Consider the following 24163-nt stretch of genomic DNA (forward strand, 5'->3'; position numbering starts at 1 on the left):
ACAATTGGGAAACTGAAGCGAAACTGCGCCTCCCTAGGCTGAACGGACAAGCTGCAGAGCACCGTCTGCGGCCCATGCGAAAGGCCCACCGTGACCGGACAGACTTCAAGCCACCAGAACCTTGGCGCAGCCAGCGCCGCCAGCCCGCGACGCATCGTGGTGGCCGGCGGCGGCCCCGCAGCCCATCGTTTCGCCGACGCCATGCACGCCCGCGGCCTCGACGGCTGGCAGGTCACCGTCCTCACCGAGGAAGCCCACCTCCCCTACGACCGCGTCGCACTGAGCAAGGCGCTCACCGACGCCGATGTCGACCTCACCCTCGGCGATGCCTCCATGTGGGACCACGAGGCCCTCACCCTCAAAACCGGCGAGCGCGTCATCAGCATCGACCCGGCCGGCAAGACCGTCGCCACCGCCGCCGGCAGCGTGTACCCCTACGACGAGCTCGTCGTCGCCACGGGCTCGGACGCGGCCCGACTGCCCATCCCCGGCGCCGAGCTCACCCACGTCTACCGCAAGCTTGAGGACGTCTGGTCCATCAACAAGGCCATCGCGGACCTGACCGAAAAGCTGGGCCGCCAGGTCACCGCGGTGACGATCGGCGGCGGCCTCCTGGGCCTCGAGTCCGCCGCCGGCACCGAACAGCTCGGCGCCGTCCCCGTGGTCATCAACGGCTCGCCCTGGCTCATGAACACCCAGCTGGACGAGGGCGCCGGGCAGGCCCTCGGCCGCCTGATCGAAGCCAAGGGCTTTACCGTCCACGGCGGTGTCTTCCCCACCGAGGTCCTGTCCGACGACGACGGCCAGGTCACCGGCGTCCTCATGGCCGACGGCCGGATCGTCGAGGCCGACATCGTCATCGTCGCGATCGGCGTCAAGCCCCGCGACGAACTGTTCCGCGCCGCGGATGGCCCGGACGGACAAAAAGGCGAGCAGCTCTTCGAACTCGGCCCCCGCGGCGGCGTCGTCATTTCCGACGGCTGCGAAACCGAGGTCCCCGGCATCTGGGCCATCGGCGAGGTCGCGAACTTCGGCGGCATGTGCCTGGGCCTCGTCGCCCCGGCCAACACCATGGCCGAAATCGTCGCTGACCGGCTGCACGGCGGCGAGGCCACGTTCCCCGGCTTCGACACCGCCACCAAACTCAAGCTGTCCGGCGTCGACGTCGCCAGCTTCGGCGACGCCTTCGCTAGGACCGAACACGCCCTCGAGATCGTCTACGCCGACCCCGCCCGAGGGGTTTACCAGAAGATCGTCACCACCGACGACGCGAAGACCCTCCTCGGCGGCATCTTTGTCGGCGACGCCGCCCCGTACACGTCCCTGCGCCCGATGCTCGGCCGTGAGCTGGCGGCCGAGCCCGGCGCCTACCTCACCGCCGCCGGCGGCGGGGAAGCCCCGGAAACCGAACTTCCGGACGACGCCACCCTGTGTTCCTGCAACAACGTCACCGCCGGAACCATCCGTGACACCATCAACGGCTGCGGCGCCTGCGAGGGCAACGCCCCCGTCCAGGAACTCGGCGAGCTCAAGGGCTGCACCCGCGCCGGAACCCAGTGCGGCTCCTGCGTGCCCATGCTCAAGAAGCTGCTCGAAACGGAACTGACCAAGTCCGGCGTCGAGGTCTCGAAGGCCCTGTGCGAACACATCGAGCTCTCCCGGCAGGAACTGTTCGACGCCATCCGCGTCTTGGAACTGACCTCGTTCGAAGAAATCATGGCCAAGTACGGCACCGGCGCGGGCTGCGACATCTGCAAGCCGACCATCGCCAACATCCTGGCCAGCCAGAACAGCGCCTACGTCCTGGACGCCGGCCGCGGCACCCTGCAGGACACCAACGACCGCGCCCTGGCCAACATGCAGAAGGACGGGACCTACTCGGTGGTCCCCCGCATCGCCGGCGGGGAGATCACCCCGCAGAAGCTCGGCGTGATCGCAGCGGTGGCCGAGCAGTACGGCCTCTACACCAAGATCACCGGCGGCCAGCGCATCGACATGTTCGGCGCCCGGCTGGAGCAGCTGCCGGAAATCTGGAAGCTGCTCGTGGACGCCGGCTTCGAATCCGGCCAGGCCTACGGCAAGAGCCTGCGCACCGTGAAGTCCTGCGTCGGCTCCACCTGGTGCCGCTTCGGCGTCCAGGACTCGGTGGCCATGGCCATCCATCTTGAACTGCGCTACCGCGGCCTCCGTAGCCCGCACAAGCTGAAGATGGGCGTCTCCGGCTGCGCCCGCGAGTGCGCCGAGGCCCGGGGCAAGGACGTCGGCGTCATCGCGACGGCGGACGGCTGGAACCTGTATGTCGGCGGCAACGGGGGCGCCACCCCGGCGCACGCCCAGCTGCTGGCCAAGGACCTCGACGACGAAACCCTGATCAGGTACATCGACCGCTACTTCATGTACTACATCCGCACCGCCGACCGCCTGCAGCGCACCGCGCGCTGGCAGGAGGAGCTCGACGGCGGCATCAAGCACGTCGAGGACGTGGTGGTCAAGGACACCCTGGGCATCGCCGAGGACCTTGAGGCGGCCATGGCCAAGCACGTTGACACGTACGTCGATGAATGGGCCGACACCCTGAAGGACCCCGAGCGCCTGCGCCGTTTCCGCTCGTTCGTCAACGCCCCGGACCAGAAGGATGACTCCATCACCTTCGTCCCCGACGAGCGCGGCCAGATGCGCCCCGCGACGGCAGAGGAGAAGGCGGCAGCCGGTCAGCAGCCTGTCCTGATCGGCGCTTCCATTCCGGTCCGTGCCACCACCCCGGGCCTGCCTGTCGAGAACGAGGTATAGCCATGCAGCTCACCATTGACCTCACGGGACGCGAAGTCCTGGTCACCGGCTCCGAAACCGCCGCCCGCCAGGCCGTGCGCCGCTACGAAGCAGCCGGCGCCGTGGTGTCCCGGCTCAGCACTCCCCAGGGCGCCGGGCACGACGGACCCCTGCCGGAACGGCCCTTCCTGGTGGCGGCAGTCGACGACGGGCATCCCGGATGGGACACCCTGCTGGAACGCTGCCGCGCTGCCGGCATCCCCATCTCGGCCGAACCCGCCGCGGGCCCCGCCGGGCACGTCACCTTGGTGGGCGGCGGCCCCGGGACCACCGAGCTGCTGACCGTGGCGGCCATCGACGCGCTGCGGGACGCCGACGTCGTCTTCTACGACCGGCTGGCGCCGTACCAGGAGCTGCCGTCCCTGACCTCGGCCGAGCTCGTGGACGTCGGCAAGAAGCCCGGCCATCACAAGGTCAGCCAGGGCGACATTGAGAAGCTCATGGTGGACCGCGCACTGGCCGGCAACAACGTGGTCCGGCTCAAGGGCGGGGACCCCTACGTCTTTGGCCGGGGAGGAGAGGAAGTCGCGTCCTGCGTCGCGGCAGGGGTTCCGGTCCGCGTCATCTCCGGCGTCACCAGCGCCATCTCGGTGCCGGCCGCCGCCGGCATCCCGGTCACCCACCGCGAGGTCAGCCACATGTTCACCGTTGTTTCAGGCCATGCCCCGCTGACCGAGAACGAATTGACGCACCTTTCCGGGCTCGGCGGTACCATTGTGGTCCTAATGGGCATCGGCACCCTGCACCATCTCGCAGCCGGGCTCCGCCGGGCCGGGATGCGTGCCGACATGCCGATGGCCGTCGTGGAACGCGGCTACCGGCCCGGCCAGCGCACCACGATCGCCGAGCTGGGCACCATCACCACCGCAGCCGCCGGCTGCAGCAACCCGGCCGTCCTGGTGATCGGCGACGTCGTCCGGGTGGCGGAAGCCAACCGGGGCTGTGCCGAGGCGACGGCAGAGCTCGACCGCCTGGCCGCATCACTGCTGGAAGCCTGAGGATTCACATGAGCGCACTGAACGCCACCGCCGCCGCGCCGGAGCCCGGCGCCACCGCCACTTCCGGCACGCCGGACCCTGCCGATGACGGGCCCGAGAAGGACCTGCCGCTGGACGGATTCCGGATCGGCGTCACCTCGCACCGCCGCTCGCAGGACCTCATTGAGGCTCTGGAGCGCCGCGGTGCGGAGGTGCTCCACGCCCCGGCGCTGAAAATCGCCCCGGTCCGGGAGGACCAAAGCCTGATCGATGACACGCGGGCCATCATCGCCGCCAGGCCCGATCTCTGCATCGCCACCACCGCGTACGGCATGCGCCGTTGGTGCGAGGCCGCGGACACCTTCGGCATCGGCGAACAGCTGCTGGAGACCCTCGCCGCCACCCGGATGTTTGTGCGCGGGCCCAAGGCCCGCGGCGCCGTCCGCGCGGCCGGGCTCGCCGACGTCGGGATCAGCAGCGACGAAACCACCTCCACGCTCGTGGACATGCTCCTGGCCGAGGGCGTGCGGGGCAAGACGGTCGCTGTGCAGCTGCACGGCTACACCGATGTCCGGCAGCTCGAGCGGCTGCGCATGTCCGGCGCCACCGTCCTGACCGCCACCCCGTACCGGTGGGTCAAGCCCGACGGCGCCGACCGGCTGCCCAGGCTCATCGAAGCCGCGTGCAGCGGCAACCTGGACGTCCTGACCTTCACGAGCGCCCCCGCCGTGGATGCGATGTGGAGCACCGCGCACGAGATGGGCGTCTACAAGCAGCTCGTGGAGAGCCTGAAGAGCACGGTGGCGACCGCCGTCGTCGGGCCCATCACGGCGCAGCCGCTGCTTGACGCCGGGCTGCAGCCGCTGATCCCCGAACGCTACCGGATGGGCGCCCTGATCCGGCTCGTCTGCGAGCACCTGGCCCTGAACCACGTCCGCCGGCTCGACACCGTCGCTGGCAGCGTGGAGCTGCGCGGCCGGTCGCTGCGCATCAACGGCGAGACCGTCGAAATGGCGCCCGCACCGCTGCTGCTGCTGCGGGCGCTGATCGGCGCCGGCGGCGCCGTGCTCTCCCGCGAAGCGCTCTCGGAGCTGCTGGAGCTGCGCGGCTCCGTACACGCCCTGGACATGACCGTCAGCCGGCTGCGGTCGGCGCTGCCGGACACCCGGCTCGTGGAGACTGTCGTGAAGCGCGGCTACCGGATCCGGGTCTGACGCAAGGCGCCCGCGGGTCCTTGCCCCGGTGTGACCCACCTCATTACCGGCCAGTAAAAACTGGCGAACGGGCGGGGAAAAACAGGCAACACCCGGGAAACACTGCGGAAAAAACGGACGCCTACGCTGGGGTTCATCAAGCACACAGGCCGCACGACGGCGGCCGCCCAGCGAAAGGGCCTGCACATGTCCGCTCCAGCACTGTCACCCACCTCCGGCACTCCCTCCTCAACAGCGGCAGCTTCCGGCGCCGCCTCTTCAACGACGGCCGGCCAGCCCCGGATTGTGATCGCCGGCGCCGGTCCGGCCGCGCAGGCCCTCGTCCGGCAACTCACCCGGGCTCCGTATGCCGGCGCCATCACCGTGCTCAGCAACCGCGATGACGCCCCGGAGGAACTGCTGGAGCTCGCTGTCCTGCCCCAGGTGTCGGTGCGCTTCGGCCAGCCGGCCAGCTACATTGACGCGGAGAACCGCCGTGTGACCACCGCCGACGGCATGGAGTTCAACTACGACGAGCTCGTCATCGCCACCGGATCCGCCCCCGCCGAAGCGCCGGTGGAGGGCGCCGCACGCTGCCTGAGCTACTCCACGATCGACGACGCCGCCCGGCTGGGCGAGGCCGTCAAGGACGTCACCCGGGTCCTCGGCCGGCGCCCCCTGGGCATCCTGGTCGGCACCGGCTCCGCCGCCGGCCAGGCCGAGGCCGTCCTCCGGGCCCGCGGCGTCCGCCCGGTCCGCACCACCGTCCGTCCCGCGGCCGTCGTTCCCACCCTCGCCGGATCCGTCCTGCCAGCCGCCGGCATCCTCTTCGAGGACGGCTCCAGCATGAACGGTGACCTTGTGATCCTTGCCGAGGATCGCATCGCCCGCGACGGGCTGGCCGCCACCGCGGGGCTCAGCACCGCGCCCGGCGGCGGGATCGTCATCGGCCGGGACTTCCGCACGTCGGTGCCGGGCATCTGGGCGATCGGTGACGCCGCGGCCTACGACGGCGTCCGGCTGGGGCTCCTGGTGGCTTCCGGTTCCGCCGCCTCGGTATGTGCGTCTCAGCTGCTGGAGGCCACCATGGCCCGGCCCCTCCCGGCGGCCGCCTGAGCCGGCCCGGCCCGGTCCGGCGGGCGCCTGCCGGGCAGACTCCTGTGGCAAGATGGTCAGCGACGAAAGGGACCACCATGAGCCACGAAGCCGCCACCGCGGGCACGCCCGACATTGCTTCTTACATCGACCACACCCTGCTCAAGCCGGAGGCCAGCGAGGCTGAGATCCTCAAGGTCTGCGCCGAGGCGGCCGAGTACCACTTCAAGTCGGTCTGCGTGAACCCGGTCTGGGTCAAGACCGTCCAGACCGCGCTCAAGGGCTCCGGCGTGCTGACGTGCTCCGTGGTTGGGTTCCCGCTGGGCGCCACACCGAGCGATGTCAAGGCCTTCGAGGCCCGCGGCGCCGTCCTGGACGGCGCCGAAGAGGTGGACATGGTGATCAACATCGCCGCGGCCCGCGCCAATGACAAGGGCACGCTGGTGGATGACATCACCGCCGTCGCCGATGCCGTCCACGACGGCGGGGCGATCCTGAAGGTCATCATCGAAACGGCGCTGCTGGATGACGCCCAGAAGGTGCTCGCCTGCGAGGCAGCGGTGGAGGCCGGGGCCGACTTCGTCAAGACATCCACCGGCTTCAACGGCGGCGGGGCCACTGCCGAGGACGTCGCCCTGATGCGCCGCACGGTGGGCGATCGGCTGGGGGTCAAGGCCTCCGGCGGCGTGCGTTCGCTGGCTGATGCACAGGCTATGATTGCTGCAGGTGCAACACGTATTGGCGCCAGCTCCGGTATCGCGATCGTCAAGGGTGAACAGGGTTCGTCCGCGTACTGAACCGGCGGCGCCCAGTTTTGAGCCCCCCGGGGCCGAGGAGGAACGAATGTCCAGCAACACCACGAAGAGCCCGCAGACCGAGAACAGCCTCGGCTCGTCCATCGTCCTTTTTGCCCTGATGATGATCCTGTTCTTCGGTGCGCTCTACTCGCTGTCCTTCCTCACGCTGGAGAACCCCTGGCCGATGGCCGTCTGCCTGGGCCTGTTCGCCCTGGCGTTCTGGATCCCGCAGACGCTGCTGGGCCGCTCGGATTCGGCCGGCGAAAACTAGGCTTGTTTGTTTTAAAAAAGATGAAGAAGGCTCCGGATGTCCGGAGCCTTCCTCGTTTAAGCGCGGCTGTTGCTTAGGGCAGCAGCGCGAACAGGCTTCTGAGCAGTCCCGTACCCAGCGCCAGTGCTGCCGGGATGTGCGCCTTGGCCACGGCCAGTCCCGCGCCAAGGATCCCCACCATCGCGTAGCCGCTCACCGGGATGAGGACCAGCCATTCGCGGCGTGAGCCGGCCCGGCCCAGCAGCGGGATGGAGAACGCCCCGTTGGCTTTCCAGACGTTTTTGAGCAGCGGCAGTTTCCGCAGGACCTTCGGCGGCTTAATCACCAGCGGCCAGAGCAGCGGCACTCCCCCGGTGGTGATCATGTCACCCACAATGTGCACCAGCACGCCGGTGAGCATCGAAACCGGGAGCCAGGTCCACTGGTGCGGCGCAAACCAGGTGACGAGCCCTGCCATGACAAGGGCGAAGATCCAGTTGCTGATCCAGCCGTACTTCGGGAAGAGCTTCAGGGCCTTCGCGGCGATGTTGATCATGAACATGCACAGCAGCCCGGCCCCGACGGACAGCAGTCCCCACTGGGTCTGAACCTGCAACTGCCCGGCGATCATGGCGAGCAGCACGAAGAACGCCGCGCCCAGCACCGAATGCGTGCCCTGCCGGTGGCCTCCGCTGACGTTCTCAATTCCGCGCGCCACGAGGTTGGACAGCGGCGGCAGCGCGTGCGCCACGGTGCTGGAGCGGTGGTCCCAGTCGCAGACCAGCGCGGTCCCCGCCGTGGCCATGGCACCGATCACGATTCCGGTGGGATCCAGCGGGTACCAGCCGAGCGCGAAGGGTCCGGTCGAGGCAATGGCTACCCACGCCGCGGCTCCCGACGCGGCGTGGTGTCCCCCCATCATGGCCTAACCCCTGGTCTGTTCGAGCGGAACAGGAGCGTCGGTGAAGATGTTGCGGATGACGCCGTTGGCCCACTCCAGGATTTCGGCGTCCTGCAGGTCCCTGCCGCCGATCCGCGCGGTCTTGGGCTTCGGGATGAGCACCGCGTCCAGCGCCGGCTTCGCCTGCGCGCCCGGGTACATGCGGGTGAGGCGCATGAGCTTGGACTCGGGCAGCTGGGCCGGGGAGAACTTGATGAAGTTGCCCTGCAGCGCGATATCGGAGAGCCCGGCCTCGCGGGCCCCCACCCGGAAGCGGGCGACGTCGATTAGGTTCTTCGCCGGCAGCGGCAGCTCGCCGTAGCGGTCCACGAGCTCGGCCTGGACCTCCTCGATGGCCTCGTGCGTGAGCGCGGCGGCCAGCTTCCGGTAGGCCTCAAGGCGCAGCCGCTCGCCGGGCACGTAGTCGTGCGGCAGGTGCGCGTTGACGGGCAGCTCGATTTTCATCTCGGCGGCCTTTTCCTCGGCCTCGCCCCGGTAGTCGGCCACGGCCTCGCCCACCAGCCGGATGTACAGGTCGAATCCGACGCCCTGGATGTGGCCGGACTGTTCGCCGCCGAGCAGGTTGCCGGCGCCGCGGATTTCCAGGTCCTTCATGGCCAGCTGCATGCCGGCGCCAAGCTCGTTGTGCGTGGCGACGGCCTTGAGGCGTTCCAGCGCCACCTCGCCCAGGGGCTTCTCCGAGGGGTAGAGGAAGTAGGCGTACGCCCGTTCGCGGCCGCGGCCCACACGGCCGCGCAGCTGGTGCAGCTGCGACAGGCCGTACTTGTCCGCCCCGTCCACGATCAGGGTGTTGGCATTGGAGATGTCCAGCCCGGTCTCGATGATGGTGGTGCAGACCAGGACGTCGAAGCGCTTTTCCCAGAAGTCCACGATGATCTGTTCGAGCCGGCCCTCGGACATCTTGCCGTGGGCGACCTCCACCCGTGCCTCCGGGACCAGCTCGCGGATCTTCGCCGCGGTGCGGTCGATCGTGGAGACCCGGTTGTGGACGAAGAACACCTGCCCTTCCCGCATGAGCTCGCGGCGGATGGCGGCGGAGGTCTGCTTGTCCGTGTACGGACCCACGTAGGTCAGCACCGGGTGGCGCTCCTCGGGCGGAGTCGCCAGGGTGGAGGTTTCGCGGATGCCGGTCAGGGACATCTCCAGGGTGCGGGGAATCGGCGTGGCGCTCATGGCCAGGACGTCCACGTTGGTGCGCATCTTCTTCAGCGCCTCTTTGTGCTCGACGCCGAAGCGCTGCTCCTCGTCCACGATCACTAGGCCGAGGTCCTTGAAGCCGAAGTCCTTGGACAACAGCCGGTGGGTGCCGATGACGACGTCGACGGCGCCGCTCTTGACCCCTTCGGCCGTCTCCTTGGCCTCCTTAGCGCCCTGGAAGCGGGACAGCGGCCGGACCCTGAGCGGAAAGCCGGAGAACCGCTCGGTGAAGGTCTCGTAGTGCTGCTGGGCGAGCAGCGTGGTGGGCACGAGGACGGCAACCTGCTTGCCGTCCTGGACCGCCTTGAACGCCGCGCGGACGGCGATCTCGGTCTTGCCGTAACCGACGTCGCCGGAGATGAGCCGGTCCATGGGGATCTCGCGCTCCATGTCGGCCTTGACCTCGTTGATGGTGGTCAGCTGGTCCGGGGTCTCCACGTACGGGAAGGCCTCCTCCAGCTCACGCTGCCACGGGGTGTCCGCGGCGAACGCGTGGCCGCGGGACGCCATCCGGGCCGAGTACAGCCGGATGAGTTCGCCGGCGATTTCCTTGACCGCCTTGCGGGCCTTGGATTTGGTGCTCGCCCAGTCCGCGCCGCCCATCTTGCTCAGCGCGGGGGCGTCCCCGCCGACGTAGCGTGTGACCTGGTCCAGCTGGTCGGTGGGCACGAAAAGCCGGTCGCCTGGGGCCCCGCGCTTGGACGGGGCGTATTCGAGGACCAGATACTCCCGGACCCCGTCTCCCCCGCCCGCCACCTTGCGCTGGATCAGTTCCACGAAGCGGCCGATGCCGTGCTGTTCGTGGACCACGAAGTCCCCGGCCACCAGCTGCAGCGGGTCCACGGCGTTCCGCCGTTTGGAGGGCATCCGGCGCATGTCCTTCGTGGACCCTGCGGAGGTCCGGCCGAGCAGGTCGGCCTCGGTCAGCAGCGCCACCTTCAAAGGATCCAGGACAAAGCCGCGCCCGACGGCGGCGGTGGTCACCTCGATCAGCCCGGGCTGCGGCTCCTCGGCGAGGGCGTCCACCCGGGCGCACGGGATGTCATTGTCATGGAAGAGTTCCGCCAGGCGCTGGGCCGGCCCGGGGCCCTCCGTGACCACCACGATCCGCCACTGGTCGCGGACGCGGGAGCCGATGAAGTCCATCATCTCGGCCACTTCACCCTGGTAGCCGCGGGGTTCGCGGGCGTGCAGGTTCAGGACATCGACGTCGGGCAGGAGCTCCTCGTCCGTGGCCAGGGACGTGATGGACCACCAGGAGACTTCGTGGGCGAGGGCTGTGGTGCGGGTGTCGGCCAGCGACCGGAAGCTGGCCGAATGCAGGGCCTCCGACGCCTGCGAGCTCAAAACAGTGTCCAACGCCAAAGGCGCCCTCCCGCCGTCGGAAGCCGTGGACCAGGCCGCCTCGAGGAATTCCTCGTTGGTGGCGGCGAGGTCGTGGGCCCGGGTGCGGACCTTTTCCGGTTCGATCACCACGGCGACGGAACCGGACGGGAGCTGGTCCAGGAACGGGACCATGGCGTCCACGAGAACGGGCGCCAGCGATTCCATGCCCTCGACCGTGATGCCGCCGGCGATCTTCTCCAGCATGTCCGCCGCGGCCGGCAGCTGGGACTTCAGCGTCGCCGCCCGGGACATGACGGACGGGGTGATGAGGATTTCCCGGCAGGGCGGGGCGTGCAGCTCGGTGGGGTGGTGGACGCCGGGCGCCGAGAGCGAGCGCTGGTCGGCGACGGCGAACCAGCGCATCTGTTCGACTTCATCACCGAAGAACTCGACCCGGATCGGGTGGTCCTCGGTGGGCGGGAAGACATCCAGCATGCCGCCGCGCACCGCGAATTCGCCGCGGCGGGTGACCATGTCCACGCGGGCATAGGCGGCTGCCGCCAGGTTCTTGACCACATCGCCAAACGGGACGTCCTGGCCGACCGCCAGGGTCACGGGCACCAGTTCGCCGAGGCCCGCCACGATGGGCTGGACCACCGCACGGACCGGCGCCACCACAACGCGCAGGGCACCGGCGCCACCGGATTCCGGGTGCGCCAGGCGGCGGAGCACGGAGAGCCGGCGGCCCACCGTGTCCGAGCGCGGGGAGAGCCGTTCATGCGGGAGGGTTTCCCAGCTGGGGAACTCGGCGACCGCCCCGGCCGGGAGATAGGCGCGCAGGGCCTCTGCCAGGTCTTCCGCTTCCCGTCCCGTCGCTGTGACGGCCAGGACGACGGGCGCTGCGTCGGACGAACCCTCGGCCAGGGCTGAGAGCCCGTCGGCGACTTCAGCGAGCAGCGTCGCCCGGAGACCGGCCGGGGCGCTGATCTGGTAGTCCTCGCTGCGGGCGGCGAACCCGCGGGAGGCCTCGGACCGGACGCGGGCGTAGTTTCGGTCCTCGGCGAGGACGCGGCGCAGACCGGTGAGTGAGGGGCCGTTGAGGCTCATAACTGTTGCTCCTGGTGTGTTCACGGATGCAGGCAACACGAATAGCCGGAATTCGCGAGAATCCCGGGGCTTCCAAGCCTACCGCGCGGGCCCGGGCCACCCACACACGGCCGCCGGCACCCTGCCATGCCCCGATTGCCCGCTGACTCCTCCGGGCTCCCGGGCTAGGCTGGCAAAAGGACGAGAACGCTGGATGAGTAGGAGCCACCCATGAACGGCACACCCACCAAGACGGTCCTGGTCACCGGCGCTACCGGGTACATCGGCGGCCGTCTGGTTCCCCGGCTCCTGGAAGCCGGCCATACAGTCAAAGTCGTGGTCCGGACCCCGGCCAAGATCGCCGGCGTGCCGTGGCTGGACGACGTGGAGGTGGTCCAGGGCGGCCTCGACGACGGCTACGCCCTGCGCAAGGCACTCGACGGCGTCGACGTTCTCTACTACCTGGTCCACTCCATGGCGGCCGGAAAAGGCTTCGAAGCCAAGGAAAAGGCCATGGCCGGGACGGCGGCCCGCGCGGCGGCCGCGGCAGGAGTGGACCGCATTGTCTACCTCGGCGGACTGCACCCGACCGGCACCGAACTGTCCACCCATATGCGCTCCCGGGAGGCGGTGGGGAAAGTTTTCCTGGACAGCCCGGTGGACGCGGTGGTCTTCCAGGCCGGCGTCGTCATAGGCTCCGGCTCGGCGTCGTTCGAAATGATCCGGCACCTGTCCGAGACGCTGCCGCTGATGCCCGCGCCGAGCTGGGTGCGCAACAAGATCGAGGCGATCGCCGTCCGGGACGTGCTGCACTACCTCGTGGCCGCGGCGTCGCTGGAAGAAACCATCAACCGCACGTTCGATATCGGCTGCCGCCAGGTGCTGACCTACGCGGAGATGATGCAGGAATACGCCGCAGAGGCCGGCCTGCCGCACCGGGTAGTGCTGGCGCTGCCGGTGCCCGTGCCCAGGCTGGCCGGCATGTGGGTTGCCCTGGTCACCCCCATCCCGCTGGCCATGTCGCTGCCACTGGTCGAATCGCTCCAGCACGACGCCGTCTCCCGGGAACATGACATCGACGCCCACATTCCGGCGCCGGCGGGCGGGCTGACCCCCTACCGGAGGGCCGTGGCCCTCGCCCTGGGCAAGGAACGGGACGGGCAGGTCGAGACCACATGGGCCAGCGCCGGCGTCGACGCCGATCCCCTCCCCAGCGACCCGGACTGGGCAGGGCACCGGGTGTACGTGGACGAGCGCAGCTTCCCCAGCGACGTGGACCCGCGGCACGTCTGGACCATCATCGAAGGAATCGGTGGCCGCAACGGCTGGTACTCGCTTCCGCTGGCGTGGCAGGTGCGCGGCTGGCTGGACAAGCTCACCGGCGGCGCCGGCCTGCTGCGCGGGCGCCGGCACCCGCACCTGCTGGCGGAGGGCGAAGTGGTGGACTGGTGGCGGGTTGAGCGGATCGATCGCGGCCGGCTGCTGCGCCTGCGTGCCGAAATGCGGGCCCCGGGCCGGGCCTGGCTCGAGCTCTCCGTGGAGCCGGAGGGGACGGGCAGCCGCTACCTGCAGCGGGCGATTTTCTTCCCCAAGGGCCTCAGCGGCCGCCTCTACTGGCTCGCCGTGCTGCCGTTCCACAGCGTCATATTTCCCGCGATGTCGCGGAATATCACGGCCGCCGCGCGCAAACTGGAAAACCTCGAATCGGAGCCTGCCGGGCGGAGCACGTAGGATGTTCAAGCCCGAAACGTCCACTTCCCCAACACGGAGGACCCCCCATGGCCCTGAGTGCATCCACCACCGTTCCGCACAGCGTCGACCGCATTACCGCGGTTTTCGTCAACGAAGACTTCCTGCGCCACACGAGCGAGCTCGTCGGCGGCACCCTGGAATCGTTCGCCCTCGAAGGCGACCCCGCCGCCGCCTTCAGCACCACCACCGTGCGCACCATCCCCACCACCCGGATGCCTGACCTCGCCCGGAAATTCGTCGGCGAAAGCCTGAAGGTCACCCAGCTCGAGAGCTGGGAGGCTCCGGCCGCCGACGGCTCCCGGCAGAGCAAGATCTCGCTCAAGGTCGCCGGCGCACCGCTGGACGTGAACGCCGTCCAGCGTCTCGTGTCCGAAGGCGGCAGCACCAGGATCGAGCTCGAGGGCAACGTGACCTCCTCGGTGCCGTTCCTGGGCGGCAAGATCGCCGACGCGGCAGAGCCGATGGTCGGCAAGGCCCTGAACCTGCAGTCCCAGCAGGCGCAGGCCTGGCTCGAGAGCCACTAGCGCCGTGGAGCTGCCAGCGTTCCTCGCCGTCGTCCTGGTGGTCTCCGGCGTTTGGTCCCTGGTGGTCTGGCCGCAGTTCCTGCGCCGGGTCAGGAATGACCCGCGGGCCCGCGACGCCGACGGCAAGGCCACGCGCTTCCTGACCGTCCACGTGGTCCTCGTCAGCATCTCCATGGTGCTCGGGGCCGCGACGGCGGCAATCGGCATCGCCGGGCTGCTCAGCTAGTCTCCGGCGCACCGGCGGCGGCACGGCGCATACCGCGCCCGCCGCCGCCGGCGCTAGAATCGGCAAAAAGGTGGACCACTGAAAGGGGACGCCCCTTTGCTACCCCGTCGTGCGGCCATCTGGGCCTTGGGCGCTTACGCCCTTGCCCTGGGCCTGATTGCTTTGTGGCCCGTGCCCGTGGACCGCGACGCGTCCGGATTCCTGGCGCAGTGGCTGCAGGACCTCCACCGCGGGGGCGTTCCTCGATGGTTCGATTACGCCGTGGTGGAGTTCACCGCGAACGTGATCCTGTTCTTTCCGCTGGGGGCCCTGGTCGCCCGGATCCTGGGCCCGCGGTACTGGTGGGGAGGGGTGGCAACGGGTTTCCTGCTCTCCGTCCTCATCGAGTTCGCCCAGTTCGCCCTTCTCCCGGCCCGCTTTGCCTCCGCCGCCGACGTCGCCGCGAACACTCTCGGCGCCCTGCTCGGCGCCCTCCTGGCCCGGGCGCTCATGGCCCGCGGCAACGCTGTGCGAAAACGGCGGCCAGCACGTACGCTGTGAACAAGCCACGCGGGAGGACATTGAAACTATGCGGATCTCGGTCATCGGCTGCGGTTACTTGGGTGCGGTCCATGCTGCGTGTATGGCGAAGCTGGGTCATGACGTCGTCGGCATCGACGTCGACGAACACAAAGTGGAACAGTTATCAAAGGGCCGTGCTCCCTTTTACGAACCCGTCCTGGATGAACTCCTCGCCGAGCTTGAAGAATCGGGACGACTGCGGTTCACGAGCGACATGGCGGCCGCCCGCGGCGCTGAAGTCCATTTCGTTTGCGTCGGGACCCCGCAGAAACGCGGCGAAAACGGCGCCGACCTCCGCTACGTGGACGCCGCCGTCGAGGCTCTCGCCGCCCAGCTCTCGCCCGGCGACGTCGTCGCCGGGAAGTCCACGGTGCCGGTGGGAACCGCCGCGCGGCTGGCTGAGATGATTGCGGAGACAGAGCCCGGTGCGACGCTGGTCTGGAATCCTGAGTTCCTGCGCGAGGGCCACGCCGTGACGGACACCTTGAACCCGGACCGGTTCGTCTACGGGACGCCGGACGGCAGCGAAGAACATCCTGCGGTGGCCGTCCTGGACCGGGTTTACGAGATTCCGCTGGAGGGCGGCACGCCCCGGCTGGTGACGGACTTTGCCACCGCGGAGCTCGTGAAGACGGCCGCCAACTCGTTCCTCGCCACGAAGATCTCATTTATCAACGCCATGGCCGAAGTCTGCGAGGCCACGGGGGCCGACGTCACGCGGCTGGCGGACGCGATCGGCCTCGATGAGCGGATCGGGCGGAAGTTCCTGAACGCGGGTATCGGGTTCGGCGGCGGCTGCCTGCCCAAGGACATCCGGGCGTTCATGGCCCGGGCCGGCGAGCTGGGCGCGGACCAGGCGCTGACATTCCTGCGCGAAGTGGACGCAATCAACATGCGGCGCCGCACCCGGGTGGTAGAGCTGACGCGGGAACTGTGCGGCGGGTCCCTGCTGGGCCAGCGGATCGCCGTGCTCGGGGCCGCTTTCAAGCCGGAGAGCGACGACGTCCGGGACTCCCCCGCGCTGAGTGCCGCCGCGCAGCTGCAACTGCAGGGTGCGGTAGTGACGGTGACCGATCCCCAGGCCCTGACGAATGCGGCCAAGCGCTTCCCCGAACTCCCGTTGGAACCCGATCTGGAAACCGCGCTGCACAAGGCCGACGCCGTCCTGCTCCTCACCGAATGGCGGGCCTACCGGGAACTGGATCCGCACGCCGTCAAGGCGCTCGTGTCCGCGCCGCGCATCCTGGACGGCCGCAATGTCCTGGACCCGGCCAAGTGGCGCGCTGCCGGTTGGATCTACAGGGGCCTCGGCCGGCCCTGAGGCAGTCTTGTCAGGCTCGGGTCAGGATGCCAGTGCCTGCCCGAGGGCGTCTTCGGCCGCCACCCAGGAGAGCATGGCGCACTTGACCCGGGCCGCGTAGCGGGACACACCCTCGAACGCGGCGGCGTCGCCCAGCAGTTCCGGGTCCGCCGGCACCTTGCCCCGGGAACGCAGTACGTCGCGGAAGTTGCCAATCACGGTGCGGAGCTCCTCGGTGGTCATGCCCTCGGCGAGGTCCGTCAGCACGGAGGCCGAGGCCATCGAGATGGAACAGCCATCGCCGTCCCAGCGCAGTTCACTGACTTTTCCGTCGGCCACGGACACCCGGACCGTGATTTCGTCGCCGCAGGTCGGATTCAGCTGGTGGGACTGGCCGCTGGCACCCGCGGGAGCGGCCGCCGCGGCCAGGCCGCTGCCGTGCCGGGCCTTGGCGTGATCCAGGATGATCTGCTGATAGAGCTGGTCAAGACTCATGGATGTCCGTCCTAGGCGTGGAAGTAGGCACGGACGTCGGCGACCGCATTGAGGAATGCGTCCACATCGTCCGTGGTGTTGTAAAGGTAGGTGCTGGCCCGTGTGGTGGCCGTGAGCCCCAGCCGGCGGTGCAGGGGCTGGGCGCAGTGGTGGCCCACCCGCACCGCGATGCCGCGGCTGTCCAGGAACTGGCCGACGTCGTGCGCGTGGACTCCGGCGACGTCGAACGCCGCCAGGCCGATCCGTTCCTGGCCCGCGGCGGGGCCCAGCACGCGGATCCCGGGGATGGCCGCCAGGCCCTGCACCAGCCGCTGGCCCAGCTCGGTTTCCCAGGCATGGATGCGGTCCATCCCGGTTTCGCTGAGATAGTTCACCGCGGCGGCGAGCGCAACGGCCTGCGAGATGCGCTGCGTGCCTGCCTCGAAGCGCTGCGGGCTCGGCAGGAAGCCCGCCCGTTCCATGGTGACGGTGGTGATCATCGAACCGCCCGTCAGGAAGGGCGGCAACGAGTTGAGCAGCTCCGAGCGGCCGTAGAGGGCGCCGATTCCGGTGGGGGCGAGCATCTTGTGGCCCGAGAACACCGCGAAGTCGACGTCGAGCGCCTTGACATCGAGCGGCAGGTGCGGGGCGGACTGGCACGCGTCGAGCACAACGAGTGCTCCCGCGGACCGGGCCAGGGCGACCAGCGCCGCCACCGGGTTGATGGTGCCCAGTACGTTGGAAGCGTGGGTGAACGCCAGGACGCGGGTGCGCGGGCCGATGATGGTGGCGGCGGCCGCCAGGTCCAGGGCGCCGGCGTCGTCGACGGGTATGAACTTCAGGACCGCTCCGGTCCGGACGGCGAGTTCCTGCCACGGGATCAGGTTGGCGTGGTGTTCCATCTCCGTGACCACGAGTTCGTCACCCGGGGCCAGGGCGAACCGGGCGGCTTCAGCGCCGGCGCCAGGCAGCGACGCGTTGAGGAAGGAGTAAGTGAGCAGGTTCAGGCCCTCCGTGGCGTTGGAGGTCCAGATGAGCTCATCCGGCCCCGCCCCGACGAAGGCCGCCACGGTTTCCCGGGCGTCTTCGAACGCCTCGGTGGCCTCGACGGCGAGGTGGTGCGCCCCGCGGTGGACCGCCGAGTTCCGCTGCTCATAGAACTCCTGCTCGGCCTCAAGCACGCTGAGCGGGTTCTGCGACGTCGCGCCGGAGTCCAGGTAGACCAGCTCTTTGCCGTTGACCTGCTGGTGCAGGATCGGGAAGTCATTGCGGATCCTCAGGACCTCATCGTTCCCGAGCGCAACGGCGGCGCTGCGGAGGTGGGCTGGGGTGGCAACCATGGCGGAGACTCCTGGATCGGCGTTCGCTGCGGCGCACCCCCGCAGCAAGCGCCGGCGGAAATACGTCACACATATTGAACCTAATTATTCCACGTTCCCGCAGGCTTCCTGTGCGGCCGCCGCGGGTGCGGCGTATTCGGCGTGAAAGGCACGCGGCCGCGTTGGCGGCCGCCAGGCTGGCGGCGTCTGAGATGGTGAGTTGGCGGCAGTGGCGCGTGACCCAGAACTTGCCTGAGTCAGTCAGCCCGCGCGGAGCGGGCGGGCGCCAGCGCATCCGACGGCTTCCCGCACCCGGTTTCCCCTACGGCGCCCATCGATGGCGCTCGTTCCGGGCCCGCTGCTCACAGTGGCGCGGACCCGGATGCAGACCGAGTTAAGGGAGCCGGCGGCGGCTGGGGGGAGAGCCTCGGTCTCAGAAGGCTCTGACGCCGCCGGCTCCGACCTTGGGGTACGGCTGCCCGTCTGGGCACCGTACGATTCCCGGAAGGAGTTCGGTGTAGAGAAGTTACGGCACGACCACCTCTAATGGTGGCAGTGCCTGCTTCTGCAGGCAAGATGGATTTTTAGGCCACACTTTCCTGCGGGGCATCCCCCGCGGTCATTCCTGTTGAAGTTCCTCATTTTGATACCCCTGTGTGGGACTGCCCTAAGTCAATCGCCCAGAGCGGATCTGTGCACGAGTAGCGTTTACCCGACTTCTGACGGCTTCCGGTACGCGCCACTACTTGGGGATACTCCCGCCGGTCCCCCGGGCCGCCGGGGTGTACGCGGCCGATCAGGGCCCCGGGCTGCCGGAGTGGAAGGACACCGGGTGCGCCACGCCCGCGCCCAGGAGGTCTGCGCGCCGGCCGACCCCGAGCTTGGCAAAAATCCGCGACAAGTGCCCTTCCACGGTCCGTTGCGATACACAGAGTTCGGCGGCGATCTCGGCGTTCGTGGCCCCGCCGGAGACCCGTTGAAGGACTTCGGCTTCACGGGCGGTCAGCGCAGCGCCACGATCACTGTGGACCACCTCCAGTTGCGCCGACATTCCAGCCTCCACAAGGCGGTGATGAACGCGACGCTGGACCGCGCTGAGCCTCCACCGGTCCGGCTCGTCTTCCAGGATCCGCTCCGCCTGCTGGGCCGCTTCAAGGGCCAGGAGCGCGTGCCCGCCGTTTTGCGCGTCATCGCTGATGCCAATGAGGTCGACGGCGTCGGACGCCGCAACCGCTGCCGCGTAGGATTCCAGCAGGCGAGCCTCCGGTCCGTCCACCGCGCTGCTGCTGAGGGCCAGGGCCTCGGCTCCCGAGGTATCGCCGCTGCGGAACGCGAGCCGCCGGATTTCTGATTCGACGCCCCGCAGGCCTTCGTGCTGTGCTTGGTCAGCCAGGCGCGCCAGCGCTTCGAGTCCGCTTGGGTCCGCCCCGTCGCCGAGGTCCGCCGCGCGGCTGTACGCCTCCGCGAGCAGGCGGAGGGTTTTAGGTTCCCGGTAGACCAGTTGCCGGTGCGCCAGCGAATGTTGGCTGGCCTCACGGCGGTGTCCGACGGCAGCGGCGGCGTAGGCCGCGACGGCGTGCGCGAACGGCAGCAGGCCCAGCGGGTCGGCGATGGACAGTTCCTCCACGCCGAGCCGCACTTCGGCCAGGCTTTCGCGCATCCTGCCCTGGCGCAGCCTCGAGTAGCCCCGCATGAGGTGGAGCATGCCGCCGCTGTACAGCAGCCGGCCGGGCTCGCGGGCCGCGTAATCGTCCAGGACCGTTCCGAGCGCGTTCCAGTCGCCGGCCCGGATCAGGTTCAGGCAGTGCCGGACCACGAGGTCTTCGTAGACAAGGGGAAGCGCCAGACTCGCGCTGCGGGCGCCGCGCCATGCTTCGCCGTCCAGCCGCAACCCCGTGTGGAGCCGGCCCTGGGCAGTCAGCACTTCGGCGAGGAGGGACAGGGCCGGGACACGGATTTCGGAGTTGGCGCCGGACGTGGCGACGAGTTCGTGCAGCCCGGTTCCGGCGGCCATGAACCGGTCGTCCCATTCCTGGCTCAGGAGTTCCGCGGCCACTCCCGCCACGGCTGTCCCGTCGTGGAGCTGTTCCTCCTGTGGCAGATGCCCGGCGTCGGCGTGCAGGTGCCGGGAAGGCGAAGCGGACCCGAGCCGGGCCGCGAGCAGGGCGGCCAGATAGGATGACCGTCCCGCGCGCAGCGGCTGGGCGGATTCCAGAAACGCCGAGGCAGTGTCCGGGCGCCCAAGGATGAAGTGCGAGTAGGCCAGCTGGATCCGGGCATCGGGGAGGAAGGAGGGGTCCCGGATGGCTCCCGCAGCCCGGGCGGCGGTCGAAGGGTCCAGGGCTGTGTTAGCGGCGACCGCGGCCTGCAGCAGCTGGGCCGGAGGGACGTCCACGCCGCAGTCAAGGGACCACCGCAATCTGTTCAGCGCCGCGCCGGGCACCGCCGCACGGACCGAGGGAAGCGACAGCACGCTTGAACGCAGCGCCGAACTGCGCCCTGCGGGAACACGGTGACGGATGATCTCGCCAACAATCGGGCTGGCGGCCCGCACGAGCCTGTCTTGGCCGGGGGAAACGGCGATGATCCCTGCCGTGTCCAGCGCGTCGACTGCTTTGGGGCCACTTATACGCAGGATCTGGGCGAGCGAGAGCGGTCCGGCCAGGGCCACGATCATGGCCGCGGTCTTTTCCTCCGGCGTCATGGAGCGCAGCTGCCGGTCAACGACGTCGGCGGCCGGCACTTGGGCCATGTCCGGGTTGGCGAGGAGGAACCAGACTCCGTGCCGGAAGCCCAGCGCTCCGCTGTTGCGGGCATGATGGATCAGTGACATGAGCATGAGCGGGTTACCGTCGGCCGCGTCATGAAAGAGCGCGCTGACCCAAGGTGAGACCTCGGCCCGCAGGACCTGCTCGCACAGCTGGTGTGTTCCGGTCCGGCTGAGCGGGCCAAGGTCGAACTTGGCAATAATGCCGTCATCCCACAGCGACAGGAATTCCTCCGGAATCATTGGCCCGGGCCGGCTGGTTGCCAGGATTCCGGCCGAGCCGGTGGCGGCAGCCTGCGCGAGCTGCCGGACGGTTCCGGGGTCCAGGCAGTGTGCATCGTCGACGACGAACAGCGGACGATCCGCCTCGGATTTCAGGCTGCCCGTCATCGCCTCCACGACGGCCGCATGGGAGTCGAGCTCGCCGTCAGGGAGCCGTGACAGGTAGGGCGACAGGGCGCCGAAGGGAACGGCGGCCAGGGCCGGAGTGGCGGTCAGCCTAAACACGTGGCCGCTGGGCCCGAGCTCACGGACGGCCGCCTTGACGACCGCGGTCTTGCCCGTCCCTGCGGCGCCGATGACGAGCGCGCCCGAGCCGGTGCCGTCGCTCAGGCAACGCACCAGGTCCTTCACCAAGGCCTGCCGCTCGATCAGCGGGACGCTCTTAGCCAGGCTTTCCATCACGGGTTCCCATCGCCCCCGGCTGTCCAAGAAAACTGACCGGGACAGCCGGCCGGAGCCTGGCAGTCCTAGCCAAGCCGGGCGCTGTCTGCGGGAGTTGCGATGACATCTTTGAGTTCTGATCGGCTGGCTACGTGCAGCTTCGAATACACCTGGTATAGGTGTCCCTCGACCGTGCGGACCGATACGTGCATCTGTTCGGCGATCTTCCTGTTTGACGTACCAGCAGCAGCCCGGACCGCCACTTCGCATTCCCGCGCCGTCAGCGTCGAGGTTGTGAGCGAATGCATGCCGTTCTTGGGACTGCCGAACTTGTCATCGAGGGACTGCTGCGCCCGCTGGGCGATCCGCAGCGCGATGCGGTTGCCGGCGTCGTGAGCACAACTGACGGCCTTCCGCGCCGCATCCCGGGCGAAGACAGCGTTGCCGGACGCCTCCGCTTCCTTGGACGCCGCCAGCAGCCGTTCGCTGTCTGCTTCCCGCATACCCTCGGCCAGCCGCATGCACAAAGCGGCGAGCGGTCCGGTCACCCGGCCGCTGAGGCTGCCCAGCTTCTGCCCCACCTGGCGGTCCCCCAGGCGGGCGGCAGCTGACAGGAACAGCAGCGCCGGCGCGTAGGCCGCTGCTTCCGTGTCGCCGTCGGACTCGACCGTGAGTGCACGGACCGAGATTGCCCTCTGGCCCAGCTCGGCCTGGGCCGAAAGTTCGAAGTAGCGGGTAAGCCGCGCCACGAGCCACGCTGCAGGAGTCCGCGGCTGGGCGAGGTCGCCCAGCAGGAGGCCCGCGGTTTCCTCCTCGCCCTGCAGGGCCGCGGCATAGGCACAGGCGGCCGTGGCCAGGGCGGCCAGAGCGTCGAGGCCCTGTGCCCGGAGCTGGCACCTGCCGGCCTGAAGCTGGGACAGCGCCGCCTCGAGGCGGCCGGCGTGCAGATCCAGAACGCCTTGAGCGATCTCGAACACCCCCCCGAGCCTGGTCTGGGGCTCTGCGCTGGCGTACGCCTCGGCAACGTAGGCGGAAGCCTCCTTGAACTGCGCCGAGAGCAGCAGCAGGAGCAGGAACCTGCCCCTGATCTCCCGGGCCGCTCGGTCGGGCAGCGGCACGCTGGCTATTGCCGCCAGGACCTGCTTGCCCAGGGCCAACGCCGGCACGACATTTCCGGTGACGGCCATGGCCTCGCAGCGCAGGCTAGCGGTCACAAGCCGCGGTTCGCTGACCAGGTTCGCGGTGTCCATGCCGTCGGTTGCTGCGAGAACATCGGCGTAGCGTCCCTGGAACGCGGCGAGTCCGGCCTCGGCCAGTCGCAGCTGCTCCCGGGCCGCTTCAACCGCAGGGCTGTGCTCGGCGGACGCTGCCAGCAGCCGGTCCGCGAGTTCCTGCAGCCGTGTCCTGGGATCCCCTGCCGGGGCGGAGCTGCGTTTGTCCAGTTCCGCCCGCAGGAGCTGAAGCGCCGTCCACTCGGCAAGCGGAAGCTCCCGGCACGCTGCCTCGTCCAGTGTGTCCAGGACCCGGCGTGCGGACTCCTCGTTGTTGACCGAGATGTGGGCCTTCACGGACTCGATGGCCATCAGGGCGGCGGGATCGCTCCCTTCGGCTTCCTGGACGAAGCGCAGGGCGGCGGCGGGGTCGGACGAGCTGTTCGCGGTGCGGGCCGCTGCCAGGGCTACGTCCGGGCTCACTTGCTCACCGCAGTCCAGTGCCCAGGACACGCCGGTGGCTTCGCCGGCCTGCAGGGCCTCTGCGTCCTGGAGCACGGCAGTGAGGCGGCGGCGGAGTTCGGCGCTGCGTCCCGGCGGCACAACGCTGGCGACGATGCCGGCCGTGACCGGGTTAGCGACCCTGACCATCGGCGGATGGTCGTGCGTGACCCGGATCAGGGAGCGTTCCTGGAGCGCGTCCATGTCTTGGGGGTTGGCGATGAGCATGAGCGTCTGCAGCGGGACGGCGCCGGCGAGGGCCAGCAGTTCGAAGACGTCGCGCTGGCCGGTGCCGAGCCGGTTGAGGCGGGCCTTCACGACGTCGCGGATCTCACCGGTCAGGGCGATGGGGCCGTTGCCCAGGAACCACACGCCGTCCTGGCGGACCACTGTGCCCAGCTTGATCTGTTCCCGGGCCAAGGAATGGAGGAACAGGGCGTTGCCTCCGCTGGCGCTCCAGAGCGCCCGGGCGGCCCCCAGGGAGAACCGGCCGCCGTATTCGTGGTTCAGGGTTGCCGCCGTCTCGGCGAAGTCGAACGGTCCCAGGTCCACCCGCCGCAGCAGGTCATCCTTCCACAAGCCCATGATGTCGCCGCCGACATGGGGCATGTCCACGCACGCAGCCAGCAGCGTGACGTGCGCGCCGGCGCTCAGTTGGGCCACCATCATGCTCGAGAGCTCGTCGAGGTCATGTGCGTTGTCGACGAAGAGCACGATTCGCCGCCCCTCGGACTTGCTGTGAAGCAGCTGGATCAGCCCGCGCAGCACCATCAGCGGGTGCTCGAGGTGCGAGGCGTCGAGGTCGTTCAACAGGACGCTCAGTGCTCCATAGGGAAGCTTGGAGGAAATCGAGCTGCCCCGGACCTGGACCACCAGGTACTCGTCCCCGAGCTGCTCGATGGCGCGCTGGGCGATGAAGGACTTGCCGGCCCCGTGGTCACCGACGAGCACGATGCCGCAGCCGGAACCCGATGTCAGGGTGTCGACGACTTCGGCGACTACCTGCTGCCGGGTGAAAGCCCTGTCCTTGTTCCGGCTGTAGCCGTTTCTTTGCAGCGGAAAGGTAGCTTCTGTTTGGCCGCTGCCTGCAGGCAAGCCGGCTTCTTGCTGGAACATATGAGAGACCTTCGCAATCATGTGGGAGCGGTGATATA

General features: G+C 69.1%; 17 protein-coding genes. 11 read left to right on the top strand and 6 right to left on the bottom strand.

All coding sequences use genetic code 11. From position 1 onward, the window contains the following. Positions 1-90 precede the first annotated feature (90 nt). The 6 genes from nirB (at position 91) to ACFVVK_RS07825 (ending at position 7162) form a co-directional block, all read left to right on the top strand. Positions 91-2790: a nitrite reductase large subunit NirB gene (nirB, locus tag ACFVVK_RS07800; protein WP_390265659.1), complete on the top strand. Its 2700-nt coding sequence runs from the start codon at positions 91-93 to the stop codon at positions 2788-2790. A gap of 2 nt (positions 2791-2792) precedes the next feature. Next, positions 2793-3827 carry a uroporphyrinogen-III C-methyltransferase gene (gene cobA / locus ACFVVK_RS07805; RefSeq protein ID WP_390265661.1) on the top strand — a complete coding sequence of 345 codons (1035 nt, stop codon included), beginning with the start codon at positions 2793-2795 and terminating at the stop codon, positions 3825-3827. A gap of 8 nt (positions 3828-3835) precedes the next feature. Continuing rightward, a complete protein-coding gene (locus ACFVVK_RS07810) occupies positions 3836-5020 on the top strand; it encodes a uroporphyrinogen-III synthase (RefSeq protein ID WP_390265663.1) in 1185 nt (394 codons plus the stop codon). Between the two features lie 186 nt (positions 5021-5206). Next, positions 5207-6115, top strand: coding sequence for an FAD-dependent oxidoreductase (locus ACFVVK_RS07815; RefSeq protein WP_390265665.1), 909 nt, complete (start codon positions 5207-5209; stop codon positions 6113-6115). A 77-nt stretch (positions 6116-6192) separates the two neighbouring features. Continuing rightward, on the top strand, positions 6193-6891 hold the full coding sequence (gene deoC, locus ACFVVK_RS07820; protein WP_390265667.1) for a deoxyribose-phosphate aldolase: 699 nt from the start codon (positions 6193-6195) through the stop codon (positions 6889-6891). A gap of 46 nt (positions 6892-6937) precedes the next feature. Beyond that, entirely contained in the window at positions 6938-7162 is a 225-nt protein-coding gene (locus ACFVVK_RS07825) for a hypothetical protein (RefSeq protein ID WP_390265669.1), read from the top strand. A gap of 73 nt (positions 7163-7235) precedes the next feature. Here ACFVVK_RS07825 and ACFVVK_RS07830 read toward each other — a convergent pair whose 3' ends face one another. Further along, positions 7236-8063: a metal-dependent hydrolase gene (locus ACFVVK_RS07830; protein WP_390265671.1), complete on the bottom strand. Its 828-nt coding sequence runs from the start codon at positions 8061-8063 to the stop codon at positions 7236-7238. Between the two features lie 3 nt (positions 8064-8066). Next, positions 8067-11732 (bottom strand): transcription-repair coupling factor, encoded by a 3666-nt coding sequence (gene mfd / locus ACFVVK_RS07835; RefSeq protein WP_390265673.1) that lies wholly within the window; start codon positions 11730-11732, stop codon positions 8067-8069. Between the two features lie 210 nt (positions 11733-11942). On the opposite strand from mfd, the gene ACFVVK_RS07840 reads away from it, so the two are divergent. The 5 genes from ACFVVK_RS07840 (at position 11943) to ACFVVK_RS07860 (ending at position 16095) form a co-directional block, all read left to right on the top strand. Further along, positions 11943-13442, top strand: coding sequence for an SDR family oxidoreductase (locus ACFVVK_RS07840; RefSeq protein ID WP_390265675.1), 1500 nt, complete (start codon positions 11943-11945; stop codon positions 13440-13442). Between the two features lie 47 nt (positions 13443-13489). After that, the gene (locus ACFVVK_RS07845; protein ID WP_090956174.1) at positions 13490-13987 is read left to right on the top strand and encodes a DUF2505 domain-containing protein; all 498 of its coding nucleotides are present in this window, start codon (positions 13490-13492) and stop codon (positions 13985-13987) included. Between the two features lie 4 nt (positions 13988-13991). Further along, positions 13992-14213 (top strand): SCO4848 family membrane protein, encoded by a 222-nt coding sequence (locus ACFVVK_RS07850; protein ID WP_390265677.1) that lies wholly within the window; start codon positions 13992-13994, stop codon positions 14211-14213. Positions 14214-14309: 96 nt separating this feature from the next. Beyond that, complete coding sequence (locus tag ACFVVK_RS07855) at positions 14310-14753, top strand: VanZ family protein (RefSeq protein WP_390265679.1); 444 nt, start codon at positions 14310-14312, stop codon at positions 14751-14753. A 28-nt stretch (positions 14754-14781) separates the two neighbouring features. Further along, entirely contained in the window at positions 14782-16095 is a 1314-nt protein-coding gene (locus ACFVVK_RS07860; protein ID WP_390265681.1) for a UDP-glucose dehydrogenase family protein, read from the top strand. Positions 16096-16116: 21 nt separating this feature from the next. On the opposite strand, the gene sufU is transcribed toward ACFVVK_RS07860, so the two are convergent. The 4 genes from sufU to ACFVVK_RS07880 form a co-directional block, all read right to left on the bottom strand. Further along, complete coding sequence (sufU, locus tag ACFVVK_RS07865; RefSeq protein WP_390265683.1) at positions 16117-16569, bottom strand: Fe-S cluster assembly sulfur transfer protein SufU; 453 nt, start codon at positions 16567-16569, stop codon at positions 16117-16119. Between the two features lie 11 nt (positions 16570-16580). Then, positions 16581-17888 (bottom strand): SufS family cysteine desulfurase, encoded by a 1308-nt coding sequence (locus ACFVVK_RS07870; RefSeq protein WP_390265685.1) that lies wholly within the window; start codon positions 17886-17888, stop codon positions 16581-16583. Positions 17889-18663: 775 nt separating this feature from the next. Beyond that, positions 18664-21315 carry a LuxR C-terminal-related transcriptional regulator gene (locus tag ACFVVK_RS07875; RefSeq protein WP_390265687.1) on the bottom strand — a complete coding sequence of 884 codons (2652 nt, stop codon included), beginning with the start codon at positions 21313-21315 and terminating at the stop codon, positions 18664-18666. A 68-nt stretch (positions 21316-21383) separates the two neighbouring features. Beyond that, positions 21384-24125 (bottom strand): LuxR C-terminal-related transcriptional regulator, encoded by a 2742-nt coding sequence (locus ACFVVK_RS07880; RefSeq protein ID WP_390265689.1) that lies wholly within the window; start codon positions 24123-24125, stop codon positions 21384-21386. Positions 24126-24163: the final 38 nt, after the last annotated feature.

This window comes from Arthrobacter sp. NPDC058192 (genome assembly GCF_042883665.1).
In the GTDB taxonomy this organism is placed as follows: Bacteria; Actinomycetota; Actinomycetes; order Actinomycetales; family Micrococcaceae; genus Arthrobacter.